Origin of the sequence: Pseudomonas carassii, from assembly GCF_036324045.1 — a bacterium.
GTDB classification, from domain to species: Bacteria; Pseudomonadota; Gammaproteobacteria; order Pseudomonadales; family Pseudomonadaceae; genus Aquipseudomonas; species Aquipseudomonas peradeniyensis.
This window is the reverse complement of record NZ_JAZDCT010000063.1, coordinates 1-14373: the sequence shown is the minus strand read 5'-3', so window position 1 is coordinate 14373 and position 14373 is coordinate 1. Positions and strand designations below refer to the sequence as shown.

At 65.6% G+C, this 14373-nt stretch carries 14 protein-coding genes; 9 read left to right on the top strand and 5 right to left on the bottom strand.

The genetic code is table 11. The annotated features are described in order from the left end of the window. The first annotated feature begins 56 nt into the window (after window positions 1-56). From argJ to V0R62_RS26165, 3 genes are all read left to right on the top strand, one after another. Window positions 57-1274: a bifunctional glutamate N-acetyltransferase/amino-acid acetyltransferase ArgJ gene (argJ, locus tag V0R62_RS26175; RefSeq protein ID WP_262974260.1), complete on the top strand. Its 1218-nt coding sequence runs from the start codon at window positions 57-59 to the stop codon at window positions 1272-1274. 139 nt (window positions 1275-1413) lie between these two features. Further along, on the top strand, window positions 1414-2046 hold the full coding sequence (locus V0R62_RS26170) for a glutathione S-transferase family protein (protein WP_330105763.1): 633 nt from the start codon (window positions 1414-1416) through the stop codon (window positions 2044-2046). Further along, a complete protein-coding gene (locus V0R62_RS26165) occupies window positions 2043-2987 on the top strand; it encodes a Nudix family hydrolase (protein ID WP_330105762.1) in 945 nt (314 codons plus the stop codon). Before V0R62_RS26170 ends, V0R62_RS26165 begins: the two co-directional genes overlap by 4 nt. Window positions 2988-3104: 117 nt before the next feature. Here V0R62_RS26165 and V0R62_RS26160 read toward each other — a convergent pair whose 3' ends face one another. From V0R62_RS26160 to V0R62_RS26150, 3 genes are read right to left on the bottom strand one after another with little or no spacing between them, the layout of a single operon-like run. Next, a complete protein-coding gene (locus V0R62_RS26160; protein ID WP_330105761.1) occupies window positions 3105-3671 on the bottom strand; it encodes a cob(I)yrinic acid a,c-diamide adenosyltransferase in 567 nt (188 codons plus the stop codon). A gap of 1 nt (window position 3672) precedes the next feature. After that, complete coding sequence (locus tag V0R62_RS26155; protein ID WP_330105760.1) at window positions 3673-5700, bottom strand: sensor histidine kinase; 2028 nt, start codon at window positions 5698-5700, stop codon at window positions 3673-3675. 36 nt (window positions 5701-5736) lie between these two features. Then, window positions 5737-6654 (bottom strand): putative 2-dehydropantoate 2-reductase, encoded by a 918-nt coding sequence (locus V0R62_RS26150; RefSeq protein ID WP_330105759.1) that lies wholly within the window; start codon window positions 6652-6654, stop codon window positions 5737-5739. 100 nt (window positions 6655-6754) lie between these two features. On the opposite strand from V0R62_RS26150, the gene V0R62_RS26145 reads away from it, so the two are divergent. The 3 genes from V0R62_RS26145 (at window position 6755) to V0R62_RS26135 (ending at window position 9607) form a co-directional block, all read left to right on the top strand. Then, window positions 6755-7240, top strand: coding sequence for a YajQ family cyclic di-GMP-binding protein (locus tag V0R62_RS26145; RefSeq protein WP_011535522.1), 486 nt, complete (start codon window positions 6755-6757; stop codon window positions 7238-7240). Between the two features lie 112 nt (window positions 7241-7352). Beyond that, complete coding sequence (locus tag V0R62_RS26140) at window positions 7353-8192, top strand: mechanosensitive ion channel family protein (protein ID WP_186713262.1); 840 nt, start codon at window positions 7353-7355, stop codon at window positions 8190-8192. 170 nt (window positions 8193-8362) lie between these two features. Then, window positions 8363-9607, top strand: coding sequence for an MFS transporter (locus V0R62_RS26135; protein WP_330105758.1), 1245 nt, complete (start codon window positions 8363-8365; stop codon window positions 9605-9607). 132 nt (window positions 9608-9739) lie between these two features. On the opposite strand, the gene V0R62_RS26130 is transcribed toward V0R62_RS26135, so the two are convergent. Next, window positions 9740-11287 (bottom strand): AmpG family muropeptide MFS transporter, encoded by a 1548-nt coding sequence (locus V0R62_RS26130; RefSeq protein ID WP_330105757.1) that lies wholly within the window; start codon window positions 11285-11287, stop codon window positions 9740-9742. Window positions 11288-11331: 44 nt separating this feature from the next. Continuing rightward, window positions 11332-11679, bottom strand: coding sequence for an MGMT family protein (locus V0R62_RS26125; RefSeq protein WP_330105756.1), 348 nt, complete (start codon window positions 11677-11679; stop codon window positions 11332-11334). 158 nt (window positions 11680-11837) lie between these two features. Between V0R62_RS26125 and V0R62_RS26120 the strand changes: the two genes are divergently transcribed. The 3 genes from V0R62_RS26120 (at window position 11838) to V0R62_RS26110 (ending at window position 14340) form a co-directional block, all read left to right on the top strand. Further along, window positions 11838-12845, top strand: coding sequence for a DUF481 domain-containing protein (locus V0R62_RS26120; protein WP_330105755.1), 1008 nt, complete (start codon window positions 11838-11840; stop codon window positions 12843-12845). A gap of 235 nt (window positions 12846-13080) precedes the next feature. After that, window positions 13081-13812 (top strand): HugZ family pyridoxamine 5'-phosphate oxidase, encoded by a 732-nt coding sequence (locus tag V0R62_RS26115; RefSeq protein WP_330105754.1) that lies wholly within the window; start codon window positions 13081-13083, stop codon window positions 13810-13812. A gap of 66 nt (window positions 13813-13878) precedes the next feature. After that, window positions 13879-14340: an FxsA family protein gene (locus tag V0R62_RS26110; protein WP_330105753.1), complete on the top strand. Its 462-nt coding sequence runs from the start codon at window positions 13879-13881 to the stop codon at window positions 14338-14340. Window positions 14341-14373: the final 33 nt, after the last annotated feature.

Below are 14373 nucleotides of genomic sequence, written 5' to 3'. Positions count from 1 at the left end.
CCCCCCGGGGCCCACCCCCGCCCCCTAATTCCCCACAATTTTCTAGGAGCGCTCTAATGGCTGTTGGTCTTGGTCCCCTGCCCACCCTGCACCCGGTTCCCGGTTTCGAACTCGGTATCGCCTCGGCGGGCATCAAGCGCCCAGGGCGCAAGGATGTGGTGGTGATGCGCTGCGTCGAAGGTTCCAGCGTCGCCGGCGTGTTCACCCTCAACGCCTTCTGCGCGGCCCCGGTGATCCTTTCCAAGCAGCGTGTGCAGGGCACCGTGCGTTACCTGCTGACCAACACCGGCAACGCCAACGCCGGCACTGGCGCGCCGGGCCTGGCCGCCGCCGAGCGCACCTGCGCCAAGCTGGCGGAGCTTGCCGGCGTGCCGGCTGAATCCGTGCTGCCGTTCTCCACCGGCGTGATCGGCGAGCCGCTGCCGGTCGAGAAGATCGAAGGCGCGCTGCAGGCCGCCCTGGACAACCTGTCGGAAAACAACTGGGCCGAAGCCGCCACCGGCATCATGACCACCGACACCCTGCCCAAGGGCGCCAGCCGCCAGTTCCAGTACGATGGCAAGACCATCACCGTTACCGGCATCAGCAAGGGCGCCGGCATGATCCGCCCGAACATGGCCACCATGCTCGGCTACATCGCCACCGACGCCAAGGTCGCCCCGGCGGTGCTCAAGGACCTGATGCTCGACGGCGCCAACAAGTCGTTCAACCGCATCACCATCGACGGCGACACCTCGACCAACGACTGCTGCATGCTGATCGCCACCGGCAAGGCCGATGTGCCGGAGGTGACCGAGGCCAGCGGCGCACTGTTCGAGGCGCTGAAGAAGGCGGTGTTCGAGGTGTGCATGGAGGTGGCCCAGGCCATCGTCCGTGACGGAGAAGGCGCCACCAAGTTCGTCACCGTGCAGGTCAACGGTGGTGGCAACCATCAGGAGTGCCTGGACGTTGGCTACGCCGTGGCCCACTCGCCGCTGATCAAGACCGCGCTGTTCGCCTCCGACCCCAACTGGGGCCGTATCCTTGCCGCAGTCGGTCGTGCCGGTGTGCCGGCGTTGGACGTGAGCCTGATCGATGTGTACCTGGACAGCGTGTGCATCGCCAGCAAGGGCGGACGCAGCCCGAGCTACACCGAGGACCAGGGCGCCAAGGTGATGGCCCAGGAGGAGATCACCATCCGCATCGAACTGGGCCGTGGCCAGTGCAGCGAAACCATCTGGACCACCGACCTGTCCCACGAGTACGTGAAGATCAACGCCGAATACCGGACTTGATGCATAGGGGGCCGCTTTGCGGCCCTTTCGCGGCACGAGGCCGCTCCTACAAGGGAATGCGATCTCCTGTAGGAGCGGCCTTGTGCCGCGAAAGGGCTGCGCAGCAGCCCCAATATCCCGAATCCGCTGGAGCCCAATCATGAGCTATCACCTGATCATCGGCGACAAGCTGTATTCCTCCTGGTCGCTACGCGGCGCCCTGGCCCTCGAGCTGGCCGGCGTCCCCTACGAAGAAACCCTGGTCAAGCTCAACCAGCCTGACACCCGCCAGCGCCTGCTGGCCTTCTCGGCCACCGCCAAGGTGCCGCTGCTGCAGAGCGAGCACGGCGTGATCGCCGACTCCCTGGCCATCGCCGAATACCTCAACGAACGCCACCCCGAGGCCCACCTGTGGCCCGAGGACGTCGCCGCCCGTGCCCAGGCCCGCTCGGCCTGCGCGCAGATGCACAGCGGCTTCTTTGCCCTGCGCGGCGCCATGCCGTTCGATATGTCCCGTGACGAAGCACTGGCCGAGGTGCCGCTGGACGTGCAGGTCGATATCGACCGGATTGTCGCCCTGTGGAACGAATGCCGCGTGGTCGCCAAGGACACCGGTCCGTTCCTGTTCGGCCGGCCGACCCTGGCCGATGCCTTCTTCGCACCGGTGGCCGTGCGCCTGCGCACCTACCGCGTCGCGGTGCCGGCCGAGGCGGCCGCCTACATCGAGACCATCTACCAATGGCCGGCCTTCCAGGCCTGGCAACAAGCTGGCCTGGCGGAGCGTGAAGGGTGAAACGGATTCATGTAGTCGCAGCGGTCATTCGTGGTGCCGATGGGCGGATCCTGATCGCCCGCCGCGCCGATACCCAGCACCAGGGCGGCCTGTGGGAGTTCCCCGGCGGCAAGCTGGAGGAGGGCGAGGGCGTCGAGGCGGCGCTGGCCCGCGAGCTGCGCGAGGAACTGGGTATCGAGGTCGCGGGATCGCGGCCGTTGATCAAGGTCAGCCACGACTATCCGGACAAGCAGGTGCTGCTGGATGTGCGTGAAGTGTACGCCTTTACCGGCGAGCCCCATGGCGCCGAAGGCCAGCCCCTGGCCTGGGTGGCGCCGCGTGACCTTGGCCAGTATGAATTCCCCGAGGCCAACAAGCCGATCGTCGCCGCAGCGCGCCTGCCCGACCAGTACCTGATCACTCCGGACGGGCTGGAAGTGCCAGAGCTGCTCAAGGGCATCCAGAAGGCCGTGGCCAGTGGGATCAAGCTGATCCAGCTGCGTGCCCCGGACATGTACGACCCCAAGTACCGCGACGTCGCGGTGGATGCGGTCGGCCTGTGCGCGGGCAAGGCCCAGCTGATGCTCAAGGGGCCGCTGGAATGGCTGGGCGACTTCCCGTCGGCCGGCTGGCACCTGACCGCCGCGCAGTTGCGCAAGTACGCGGCCAAGGGGCGTCCATTCCCGAAGGAGCGCTGGCTGGCGGCGTCCTGCCACAGCGCCGAGGAATTGGCGTTGGCCGAACAGATGGGGGTGGATTTCGTCACCCTGTCGCCGGTGCAGGCGACCCAGACTCATCCGGAGGCGGTGCCATTGGGGTGGGATGAGGCGCAGCGGTTGATCGGCGGGATCAGCCATCCGGTGTTTCTGCTGGGTGGGGTCGGGCCTGGTGAGCGGGAGCGGGCCTGGGAGGTTGGGGCGCAGGGTGTTGCGGGGATCCGGGCGTTCTGGCCTGAGAACTGAGTAATTGGGGCCGCTTTGCGGCCCATCGCGACACAAGGCCGCTCCTACAGGGATCGCGCGGTTCTCTGTAGGAGCGGCCTTGTGCCGCGAATGGGCTGCGCAGCAGCCCCAGCAATCTCAGGCCTCAGGTTTAGGCGCAGGCTGCCACAATACCTCTGCAACTCCCTGTCGCCGCCCAATGATCCGGGCCGCGACGAACAGCAGGTCCGACACCCGGTTGATATAGGCCAGCCCTACCCCCTCTAGCGGCTCCAGTGCATTCAACTGCTGGCACCGCCGTTCCGCCGCCCGCGCCGCACTGCGGCAGACATGGGCCTGGGCCACCAGCATCGAGCCCCCGGGCAGGATGAAATTCTTCAGCGGCCCCAACTCTTCGTTCCAGCGGTCGATGGCCGCCTCCAGGCGCTCCACCTCGGCTGTGTTCAAAGCCTGGTAGCTGGGCATCGCCAGTTCCCCACCCAGATCGAACAAACGATGCTGACAAGGCGCCAGTACCTCGATCAGCTCGCCAAGGCCAGCCTCGGCCAGCCCGGCCAGCAGCACGCCCAACTGGCTGTTGAGGCTGTCCACCTCGCCGATCGCCTCGATCCGCGGATGGTCCTTGGGTACCCGGCGGCCGTCGCCCAGGCCGGTTTCGCCTTTGTCGCCGGTGCGGGTGTAGATCTTCGACAGGCGATAGCCCATGTCATGTCTCCGTCTGGATGGTGGTCGGCTGGGCCGGGTTCAGGGGCAGGCGCAGGGTGAAGCAGGTGCCCTGGCCGGGGGTGGACTGCACTTCCATCTGCCCCTTGTGGTTGTTGGTGATGATGAAGTACGACACCGACAGGCCCAGGCCGGTGCCCTGGCCGATTTCCTTGGTCGTGAAGAACGGCTCGAAGGTGCGCTTGCGCACGGTCTCGGGCATGCCGACGCCATTGTCCTCGACCTGGATTTCCGCCCACGGCGGGTTGAGGCGGGTGCGCAGGGTGATGCGCCCTGGTTCGCTGGGCTGCGGGCGCTGGTGGATGGCCTGGGCGGCGTTTTTCAGCAGGTTCAACAGCACCTGTTCGAGTTCGTTGGCGGTGCAGGGCACCGGGCCCAGTTGCGGGTCGAACTGGCGGACGATGGCCTGGCCCTTGAAGTCGAAGCCGATGGCCAGGTCGAAGTCGTTGCCGGCGATCTCCACGGCCTGGTCGATCAGCGCCGGTAGCTCGCAAGGGGCCAGTTGGCGATTGCTGCGGCGGCTGAAGCTGAGCATGTGGGTGACGATCTTGGCCGCCCGGGCGCCAGCCTGCTGGATGCCGTCGAGCAGTTGCGGCACCTCGCGGCTTTCCAGGTAGCGGTTGACGGCCGGCAGGTCGATGCCCAGCTCGCCGGCCTGTTCCTGGTTGCGCGGTAGGTCCGGCGACAGGCGCCGGCGGATGTTCTGCACGTTGTGCAGGATGGCGCCCAACGGATTGTTGATCTCGTGGGCCATGCCCGCGGCCAGGCCACCGACCGAGAGCATCTTCTCCGATTGCACCATCATTTCTTCCAGGGACAGGCGCTGGGTGATGTCGTCGATGCGGATCACCACGCCACGGCCAGCGCCACCCATCAGCGGGTAGAAGGTCAGGGCGTAGTGGCGCAGGTCCTCGCCCTTGGGCCAGGTGACCCGTTCGATCTTGGCCACCCGATGTTTCTCCACGCTCTCCTTGAGCTGTGGCAGAAAGGGTTTGAGCGGCTCGAAGGCGAGGAACACCGGCTGGTTCAGCGCCTCGTCCAGCGGCGTGCCGGAGAGCACCGTGGCCTCGTGGTTCCACTGGGTGACGTAGAGCTGCTCGTCGAGGGCGATCAGCGCCGAGGGCATGGAGTCGATGATGCTGTTCAGGTAGTTCTGAAAGCCTGTGAGCTTCTTCTCGATCTTGCTGCGCACCTGGACTTCCAGCTCCAGCTTGCGGTTGGTGTGGCGGGTTTCCTCGGCCAGGCCTTGGGCCTGGTCGTAGGCGTCCTGGAACTCGTCACGGGTGCGCTTGAGCTGCTGCTCGCGGGCCTCGATGCGCGACAGCATGGTGTTGAACGCCTCGGCCAGGCTGCCAATCTCGTCGTCGTTGCCGCGCTGGGCGCGCAGGGCATAGCTCTCCTCGCGGGTGACCTGGCGGGTCAGCTCTTCGAGGCGATTGATCGGCACGGTGATCAGGCGCTTGATCTGCCGGGCGATGACCAGCCACAGCAGTATGCTGAACACCAGGATGGCCAGGCTGGCGGAGAGCGTGCCGGTGTAGAACGCGGTGGGCAGCTCGCTGCTGGCCACCAGCAGCAGGTGCGCGGGTGGGGCGGCGCTGCGCGGCAGGCGGATCAGCTGGGTGCTGCGAAACTCCATCAGGCGCCAGCCGTCGATGTTGCGGTAGCGCTTGGGCAGGGTCAGCGGGTCGCCGTGCTGCAGCTGGGCCAGCATCTGCCCGTCACCGCCATAGATCGCGGCGGCGCGCAGCGGCGAATAGGTGTCGAGCTCCTTGAGCAGCGCCGTGGCGTTCTCTGCCGAGTCGCCGGCGCGCGCGGACAGCTGCGGGTTGGCGACCAGCCGACCGATGGTCTGCAGGGCCTGGGGCGCCATGCTTTCCTGGGTGATCCAGTAGGCGGCGCTGATGAAGGCGAGGTTGGCCACCAGCAGGATGGTCACCAGCAGCACCAGTAAGGCCGCTAGCAGTTTCTGCCCGACCGGGAGGTTTTCCAGGCGTTGACGCAGGGTCATGGGTGAAGAGGTGTCCTGTCCTGTGGGTAAGGGGCGTCAGTCGCTGCGCAAGCCGCGCGCCTCGAGGTTTGCCATCAGTCTCCGGCGCAACTTTTCCAGATGCGGCACGCTGGCATCATGCCGCACAGCGACGCGGCAGGCGTGGCCGAGCAGGTAGTGGACCTCGGTGCGCCGGCCGTGGCGGACATCCTGGTACATGGAAGAGTAGTTGGCCGCGGTGGCGAGGATCACCCGCTGCACTTCCTCGTGCAGGTCGCTGGCGGCCTCGGGCTGGCCGCAGCGGCGCAGCAGGCCGGCCAGTTCGTCGCACAGCTGGTCGACCTCGGCCAGATGGCCGAGCAGGCCGCCGTTCTGGCAGTCGTGCAGCACGGTAAGCGGGTTGATCGCGCAGTTGAGCGCCAGCTTGCGCCACAGGCGGGTGGGGATGTCGAGCGCCCACTGGGCCGGGATGCCGGCGTCGTGCAGGTCTGCGAACCAGGACGGGACAGTGGGGTTGGCTGGGTCGCCCAGCCAGTTGAAGCCGTGGCCGGCGAAGCGTACCTGCCAGTCGGCTTCGCGGAACGCGCCCTCGGTACTGGAGGCAAAGATGCAGCGGGCGTGGGGCACCTGGTCGGCGACTTCGTCCTGGCTGCCCAGGCCGTTCTGCAACAGTACCAGCTCGGCGCCGTTGGCCAGCCGTGGGGCCAGCCGGGCCACGGCGGGCGCGGCGTCGTAGGCCTTGCAGGCGACCAGCAGGCGATGGATCGGGCCGGGGGCGTCGGCAGTCTCCGCAGGGATCGCGTAGTGGTGGGCGCCGTCCTGTTCGACCAGGGTCAGCCCGCCGCCGTGCTCATAGGCGGCCAGGCGCTGTTGGTCACGCAGGATCAGGCGGACCGCCTTGCCGGCGCGGGCCAGGCGACAGGCCCAGAGGCTGCCGAGGCTACCGGCGCCGAGAATATGCCAGGTGCTGCTCATCTGCGTTTCGCAACCCGTTATAATGAGTCCGCATTTTAACCATCAAACCCGACGCGCTCCATCTTCAGGCCGAGCGCGCTTTTTTTTCTGGAGATCATCCATGCCTTCGTTCGACGTGGTATCGGAACTGGACAAGCACGAAGTGCAGAACGCCGTCGACAACGCCATCAAGGACCTCGACCGCCGTTACGACCTCAAGGGCAAGGGCACCTTCGAGTTCAAGGACAAGGAGCAGACCGTGCTGCTGACCGCCGAGGAGGAGTTCCAGCTCGAGGCGATGCTGGAAATCCTGCGCCTGGCGCTGGTCAAGCGCAAGATCGACGTCAAATGCCTGGAAACCAAGGATCCCTACGCGTCCGGCAAGGAGAAGAAACAGGAAGCCAAGTTCCGCGAAGGCATCGACAAGGACCTGGCCAAGAAGATCGTCGCCACCATCAAGGACGGCAAGCTCAAGGTCCAGGCCGCCATCCAGGGCGAGCAGGTGCGCGTGACCGGCAAGAAGCGTGATGACCTGCAGGAAGCCATCGCCCTGCTGCGCACCAAGGAATTCGACATGCCGCTGCAGTTCAACAACTTCCGCGACTGATCCGCGACGGCCCGGAACCTTGATGGCGCAGTGATGTCCATCGGGGTCCGGGCCGCTTGCTTTGCGATGCCCGCTTCATTGTGTACTTGCCGTTCGGCATCAGGAGATAAACATGGATTTGAACGCTGAAGTCGATCAGCTGGTCCGCCAATCACAAACCTGGCTCCCCTTGATCATGGAATACGGCAGCCGCCTGTTGCTGGCGCTGCTGACACTGGCCATCGGCTGGTGGATCATCAACAAGCTCAGCGCCCGCCTGGGCAAGCTGGTCGGCCTGCGCGCCGACGCGGCGCTGCAGGGCTTCATCAGCACCCTGGCCAACATCGTGCTGAAGGTGCTGCTGATGGTCAGCGTGGCGTCGATGATCGGCATCGAGACCACTTCGTTCGTCGCCGCCATCGGTGCCGCGGGCCTGGCCATTGGCCTGGCCCTGCAGGGCAGCCTGGCGAACTTCGCCGGTGGCGTGCTGATCCTGATGTTCCGCCCGTTCCGCATCGGTGACTGGATCGAGGCACAAGGTGTCGCGGGTACCGTGGACAGCATCCAGATCTTCCACACCGTGCTGCGCACCGGCGACAACAAGACGGTGATCATGCCCAACGGCAGCCTGTCCAACGGCATCATCACCAACACCAACCGCCAGCCGACCCGCAAGGTGGTGTTCGACGTGGGCGTGGACTACGACGCCGACCTGCAGAAGGCGCGCAATGTGCTGCTGGAGCTGGCACAGGACCCGCGCGTGCTGCAGGATCCGGCGCCGCAGGCGGTGATCTCGACCTTGGGGGACAGCTCGATCACCGTGTCGCTGCGCATCTGGGTCAAGACCGCCGACTACTGGGACGTGCTGTTCATGCTCAACGAGCATGCCCGCGACCGCCTCAAGGCCGAAGGGATCGACATTCCGTTTCCGCAGCGGGTGATCCGCGTGGTGCAGGAGGCGGCGGTTCAGTAACGCCGCGTCGCTTCCCATCGCGGGGCAAGACCGCTCGCACATGGCCTGTAACGGTCTTGTGGGAGCGGGCTTGCCCCGCGATGCTTTTCAAGACCCTTACACTTGTTCACAGCCGGGTACTGTCATTTCTGGCATATACCTTGATCCTGCCTACAAACCCGATGTCTGCCATGAAACCTTTGCTGTATATCACTCCCTTGCGCGCCTTGCTGTTCGGCCTGACCCTGGCGCTGTTCGAATTGCTGACCTACCTCGCCAGCGACGCGGTCATGCCCGCCATGCCGGTAGTCGTCGGCGATCTTCAGGCCAGCCCCGAGTACATTCCCCACGCCCTGAACTTGTACCTGCTGGGCGGGGTACTGCTGCAATGGCTGATCGGCCCGCTGGCTGATCGCTTCGGCCGTCGTCCGTTGCTGCTGGGCGGCTGCATCTTCTTCGGCCTGGCTTGCCTGGCGACCTTCTGGGTGCAGGACATCGGTCTGTTCAACCTGCTGCGCCTGTTGCAGGGCATCGGCCTGGGCTTCGTGGTCACGGTCAGCTACCCGGCGCTCAACGAAGCGTTCAGCGAAGCAGACGCGGTGCGCATGATGGCGCTGCTGGCCAATATCGCCCTGCTGTCACCGCTGCTCGGCCCACTGGTGGGCACCTTGATGCTGCAGTGGCTGGACTGGCGCTGGCTGTTCGTGGCGTTTGCCGCGGGCGCGGTGCTGTGCTGGCTGCTGCTCTATCGGCTGATGCCGGAAACCCTGGGCGTGGAGCGCCGCGACGGTTCGCGCCTGCCGTTCACGCCCATCCACCTGCTGCCGTTGCTGGCCGGCTACGGCCAGTTGCTGGGCAATCGGCGCTTCGTGGCCGGTAGCGCGGCGCTTGGGCTGGTAGGGCTGCCGTTGATCGGCTGGATCGGCCTGTCGCCGGTGCTGCTGATCCATGACGAAGGCCTGAGTACCCTGGAGTACGCGCTGTGGCAGCTGCCGGTGTTCGGTGGGCTGATCATGGGCAACCTGATCATCAACCGCATTGCCGATCGCTATCCGCTGCCGGCACTGGTGCGTGGAGCCCTGTGGCCTTATCTGGCAGGGCTGTCGCTGATGGTCGCGGCGACCTGGTACTGGCCGACGGTGCCCAGCGTGGTGGCCGGCATGTCGCTGTATGCGCTGGGCCTAGGCGTGGCCAACGCCGTGCTGTACCGCATGACGCTGTTCTCCAGCGAGCAGAGCAAGGGGCTGGTGTCGGCGATGCTGGGGATGATCACCATCGCCTTGCTGGGGCTGGGCGGTGCGGTGTTGGCAATGCTCGGCGCGGGCGCGAGCCTGATGCACTTCGCCCTGGCCGCGGGCGTGGCGGGGGCGCTGGCGTTGTGGCCATTGTGGTTCGTGGTGGGCAGGCGCTCCGGGGAAGGGGCTGTCACTCAGTAAACCCGAGTCCCGTAGGAGCGGCCTTGTGCCGCGAAAGGGGCGCAGCGCGCCCCCCGGCAATAGTTCATGTGGACGCTCGGATTGCCGGGGCCGCTATGCGGCCCTTTCGCGGCACAAGGCCGCTCCTACAGGTCAGGGTTGCTCGGCGGCCGAGTTATTCACCGGCACCGGCTTTCCCCGACCAACCTCCTGCCGCCAGTGCAGGGCGATCAGCACCAGCGTCGGCACGCCGAGCAACGCGGTGACCAGGAAGAAGTCGTGATAGCCGAACTTCTCCACCATCACCCCGGAATAGCCACCGATCAAACGCGGCAGCAGCAGCATGATCGAGCTCAGCAGCGCGTACTGGGTGGCCGAGAACTTCAGGTTGGTCAGGCTCGACAGGTAGGCGACGAAGGCCGAGGTGGCCAGCCCCGAACTGAAGTTGTCCAGCGAGATGGTCACCACCAGCATTTCCAGGTTCGGGCCCATGTCGGCCAGCATCAGGAACAGGATGTTGGTCGCCGCCGAGGCCGCGCCGCCGATGAACAGGATCGGCAGGATGCCGAAGCGCACGATCAGCAGGCCACCGGCACCGGCACCGACCAGGGTCATGATCAGGCCGAAGATCTTGCTGACGCTGGCGATCTGGTCCTTGGTGAAGCCCATGTCGATGTAGAACACGTTGGCCATCACGCCCATCACCGTGTCGGACATGCGGTAGGTGGCGATCAGCCCGAGCAGCAGCAGGGCCTGCCAGCGGTAGCGCGCGATAAAGTCGTTGACCGGCGTCAGCACTGGCGCCAGGCCGCGCCGACCCAGGGACGACAGGCACGCCCAGGTCAGCAGCACGTAGAGGATCAGGCGCAGGAATGCGCGGTCTTCGAGCAGCAGATCGAGCATGGACGAGTCGCCGAACACCACGCTGGCCCAGTCAGTGTTGAACAGCTGGGTGAAGCTGGCGGGCACCGAGACCAACAGGATGATCAGCACGAACACCGACGCCAGCTGGTGCATAAGCCCGTAGCGGGCCGCCGACAGCTGGGTGCGCAGGGGCACCGGCGGTTCGCGCATCACCAGGGTGGTGAACAACGCGGGCAGCATCAGCACGCCGAACAGCACGTAGGTGCCGGTCCAGGCCTCGTGCAGGTAGCTGAAACCGGTGGAGCCGAACCACTCGGCGAAGAACAGCGCACCGGCGGTGGCGAGCAGGGCGGCGACCCGGTAGCCGGCCATGTAGCTGGCGGCCAGGGCGGCCTGGCGCTGGTCGTCGGCGATCTCCAGGCGGTAGGCGTCGACGGCGATGTCCTGGGTGGCCGAGGCGAAGGCCACCAGCACCGCCAGGGCGATCAGCCACGACAGGTGTTTCTGCGGGTCGCAGAAGCCCATGCCGACCAGCCCGAGCACCACCAGCACCTGGGACAACAGCAGCCACGAACGACGACGGCCCATGCCGCCGAGCAATGGCAGGCGCCATTGGTCGAGCAGCGGCGACCAGACCCATTTGAAGGCGTAGGCCAGGCCGATCAAGCTGGCATAGCCGATGGTCTCGCGCGCCACACCCGCCTCGCGCAGCCAGACCGAAAGCGTCGAAAACACCAGCATGTACGGCAGGCCGGCGGCGAATCCGAGCAGCAAAAGCACCAAAGTTGACGGGCTGGCATAGGCAGCGAGCGCAGCGCGCCAGGTTTTACGGGGCATGGGCCAACATCTGCCTCAAGGTTTGCGAAAACAAAGCGCGCACTCTAACCGCTGTGCTCCATTGGACGCCAGCCATGGCGCGCCATATCCACACGATTATTGGCCACATTCACGCCTTCTGCGCGCAAGCGGGCACGTTGTTCGTCGCCCGACGGCGTGCCCAGGGCCAGGCTCAGCCGACCGCCGGCACCCAGCACCCGGTGCCAGGGCAGGCGAGTGTCCGCCGGCAATTGCCCGAGGGTGCGTCCGACCCAGCGCGCGGCGCGGCCGAGGCCGGCCAGTTCGGCCAGTTGTCCGTAGCTGACCACCTTGCCGACGGGCACCTGGCCCAGCACCGAATACAGTGCCATTCGTCGGGCCTCGGCGTCTTCCGGCGGGGAGGGCGGCGGCATGGACATCACTGGGTACCTGGCCTGCGGATGAAACCGGACAGGCGGTCCGGGCAAATGCGAGTGGAACTCATCGGCATGGTCTGGGTCTGTCCTTGCTCAGGTTGTCGGTATCTGGATAATGCCCGGCTTTTTCGTCGAATCGAACCCGTATTGCGCTTATGTCTTCTAGAACCCTGCTTTGCCTCATCGCCGCGTCCCTCTGTACTCCCGTGTTCGCCGACACCGTGTGGATGAAAAACGGTGATCGTCTGAGCGGCAAGATCAAGGTCTTCGACGGTGGCAAGCTGCTGCTGGAGACGCCTTACGGCGGCTCGATCGCCCTGGACTGGAAACAGGTGCAGACGCTGGAGAGCGACCAGGAACTGCTGGTCAAGCAGGACGCCTACTCCGGCGAGAAGGCCAAGTCGCTCAAGGCCGCCGAGCCGGGCAAGGTGACCCTGGCCAACGGCGAGGCGCCGAAGACTGTCGAGCTGGCCAGCATCGAGCAGATCATGAAGCCTCGGCCGGTGGTCGAGGACTTCCTGTGGAAGGGCAATGTCGATGTGGCGATGGACTACAAGCGCGCCGAGAACAATACCGACGACTACGATGTCAGCTTCAAGACCACCGCCCGCCATGGCCGTTGGCGGCACAACGCCGAGGGCGAGTACAACCGCGAGACCAAGGACGACGTCACCACCACCAACAACTGGAGCGCCGAGTACGCCCTGGACCGCTTCATCACCGAGAAGTGGTTCTGGCAGGGGCGCCTGGAGTACAAGCGCGACCATATCGAAGACCTGGCGCGCCAGCGCACCGTCGGTACCGGCCCGGGCTACCAGTTCTGGGATGACGAACTGGGCGCGTTCTCGCTGGGTTCGCTGATCAACCGCACCGATTTCGAGTACCGCGACGGTGGCAAGGACAACTTCTATTCCGCCGCCGTGAAGTGGGACTACAACCGCTACCTGATCGGCAAGAAGGTGGAGTTCTTCACCAATGGCGAGGTTGGCAAGCCGCTGGGTGGGGTGGCCGAGTACGCGCTGGATGCCGAGATGGGCCTGCGCTACAAGGTGACTGAGTGGGCTTCGCTCAACCTCAAGGCAGAGAAGGACCTGATCAAGGGCACCCGCGACAGCGACCTGGACAAGACCCGCTATACCGCCGGGTTTGGTGTTACCTGGTAAGTCGGCAGCGTGCTCTTTGTGTAGGAGCGGCCTTGTGCCGCGATAGGGCCGCAAAGCGGCCCCGGCGATGTCTGCCTCGTCGCTGAGATCCTGGGGCTACTACGCAGCCCTTTCGCGGCACAAGGCCGCTCCTACAGGGATATGCGTAGATCTACACGGCAGCAGACCGAGTGGCAGCGGCGGGTGATAATGCTTATCTTGTCACCCATCCAGTCCGCCGCCAGGAGCCTTTCCAGTGAGTACCAACGCCCTCCGCCCCGCCCGGGAACTGCTGCTCAAGGAATACCGTGGCGTTCTCTCGACCCACTCCAAGTCCATGCCCGGCTATCCCTTCGGCTCGGTGGTGCCTTACTGCCTGGACGCCGAGGGCCATCCGCTGATCCTCATCAGCCGTATCGCCCAGCACACCCACAACCTGCAGAAAGACCCCAAGTGCTCCTTGCTGGTGGGCGAGCGTGACGCCGAGGACGTCCAGGCGGTCGGGCGCCTGACGGTGATGGCGGAGGCGCGCAAGCTGACCGACGAAGCGGCCATCGAGTCTGCCGCGGCCCGCTACTACCGGTATTTCCCCGAATCGGCCAACTACCACAAGGCCCACGACTTCGATTTCTGGGTGCTCGAGCCGGTACGCCACCGCTACATCGGTGGCTTCGGCGCGATCCACTGGCTCGATCAGGTGACCCTGGCCAACCCCTTCGCGGGCAAGGCCGAGGCCAGCATGATCGAGCACATGAACAGCGACCATGCCAACGCCATCGCTCATTACGTCGAACTGACCGACCTGCCGCGCACGGCGCCGGCTGAAATGGTCGGCATCGACAGCGAAGGCATGCACCTGCGTATCGGTCAGGGGGTTTACTGGCTGGCCTTCCCGAACATTTGCAACACGCCGACACAAGTCCGCGAAGCCCTGGTTTTGCTGGCCCGCGCTGACCAGTGGCCGGTTGCGGAAAGCATCGAGGGTTGAAAACAGGCGTCGAGGCATCCATCTGATGGTCTTACAGGAAGATTCTCTTCCGTCGAGGAACCCTTGATGCGTGCTTTTCTATTGCTGTTGCTGCTTTTCCCCGTGCTGGAGCTGTTCGTCTTCGTCAAGGTCAGCGCGGCCATCGGTTTCTTCCCGGCGTTGCTGCTGATCATCGCCGGCTCCGCCCTGGGTGTGCTGGTCATACGCGTGGCCGGCCTGGCCACCGCCCTGCGTGCGAGGGAGAGCCTGCAGCGCGGCGAACTGCCGGCTGAGGACATGTTCCAGGGCCTGATGCTCACCGTCGGTGGTGGTCTGCTGCTGTTGCCAGGCTTCATCAGCGATGTGCTGGGCCTGCTCTGCCTGTTGCCGTTCACCCGCCGCCTGGTTGCCGGAAAGCTGCGTCGCCGCGCCGAGGAACAGGCCCTGCGCCAGCGCGCGTTCCAGGATGATCCGTTCCAAGCCCAGCCCCGCGACAGTGGCCACCGTCCGAATGTGATCGAGGGCGAGTACGAGCGTCGCGACAAATAACACCGATTTTTCGTGGGAGCGGGCTTTGCCCCC

What these genes read in the sequence shown, in the direction of transcription:
- V0R62_RS26160 (WP_330105761.1), bottom strand. Translation starts at nt 3,671, where the DNA reads ATGGGCTATCGCCTGTCGAAGATCTACACCCGCACCGGCGACAAAGGC.
- V0R62_RS26130 (WP_330105757.1), bottom strand. Translation starts at nt 11,287, where the DNA reads ATGCCCCGTAAAACCTGGCGCGCTGCGCTCGCTGCCTATGCCAGCCCG.
- V0R62_RS26140 (WP_186713262.1), top strand. Translation starts at nt 7,353, where the DNA reads ATGGATTTGAACGCTGAAGTCGATCAGCTGGTCCGCCAATCACAAACC.
- V0R62_RS26145 (WP_011535522.1), top strand. Translation starts at nt 6,755, where the DNA reads ATGCCTTCGTTCGACGTGGTATCGGAACTGGACAAGCACGAAGTGCAG.
- V0R62_RS26170 (WP_330105763.1), top strand. Translation starts at nt 1,414, where the DNA reads ATGAGCTATCACCTGATCATCGGCGACAAGCTGTATTCCTCCTGGTCG.
- V0R62_RS26135 (WP_330105758.1), top strand. Translation starts at nt 8,363, where the DNA reads ATGAAACCTTTGCTGTATATCACTCCCTTGCGCGCCTTGCTGTTCGGC.
- V0R62_RS26125 (WP_330105756.1), bottom strand. Translation starts at nt 11,679, where the DNA reads ATGCCGCCGCCCTCCCCGCCGGAAGACGCCGAGGCCCGACGAATGGCA.
- V0R62_RS26150 (WP_330105759.1), bottom strand. Translation starts at nt 6,654, where the DNA reads ATGAGCAGCACCTGGCATATTCTCGGCGCCGGTAGCCTCGGCAGCCTC.
- V0R62_RS26120 (WP_330105755.1), top strand. Translation starts at nt 11,838, where the DNA reads ATGTCTTCTAGAACCCTGCTTTGCCTCATCGCCGCGTCCCTCTGTACT.
- V0R62_RS26155 (WP_330105760.1), bottom strand. Translation starts at nt 5,700, where the DNA reads ATGACCCTGCGTCAACGCCTGGAAAACCTCCCGGTCGGGCAGAAACTG.
- argJ (WP_262974260.1), top strand. Translation starts at nt 57, where the DNA reads ATGGCTGTTGGTCTTGGTCCCCTGCCCACCCTGCACCCGGTTCCCGGT.
- V0R62_RS26110 (WP_330105753.1), top strand. Translation starts at nt 13,879, where the DNA reads ATGCGTGCTTTTCTATTGCTGTTGCTGCTTTTCCCCGTGCTGGAGCTG.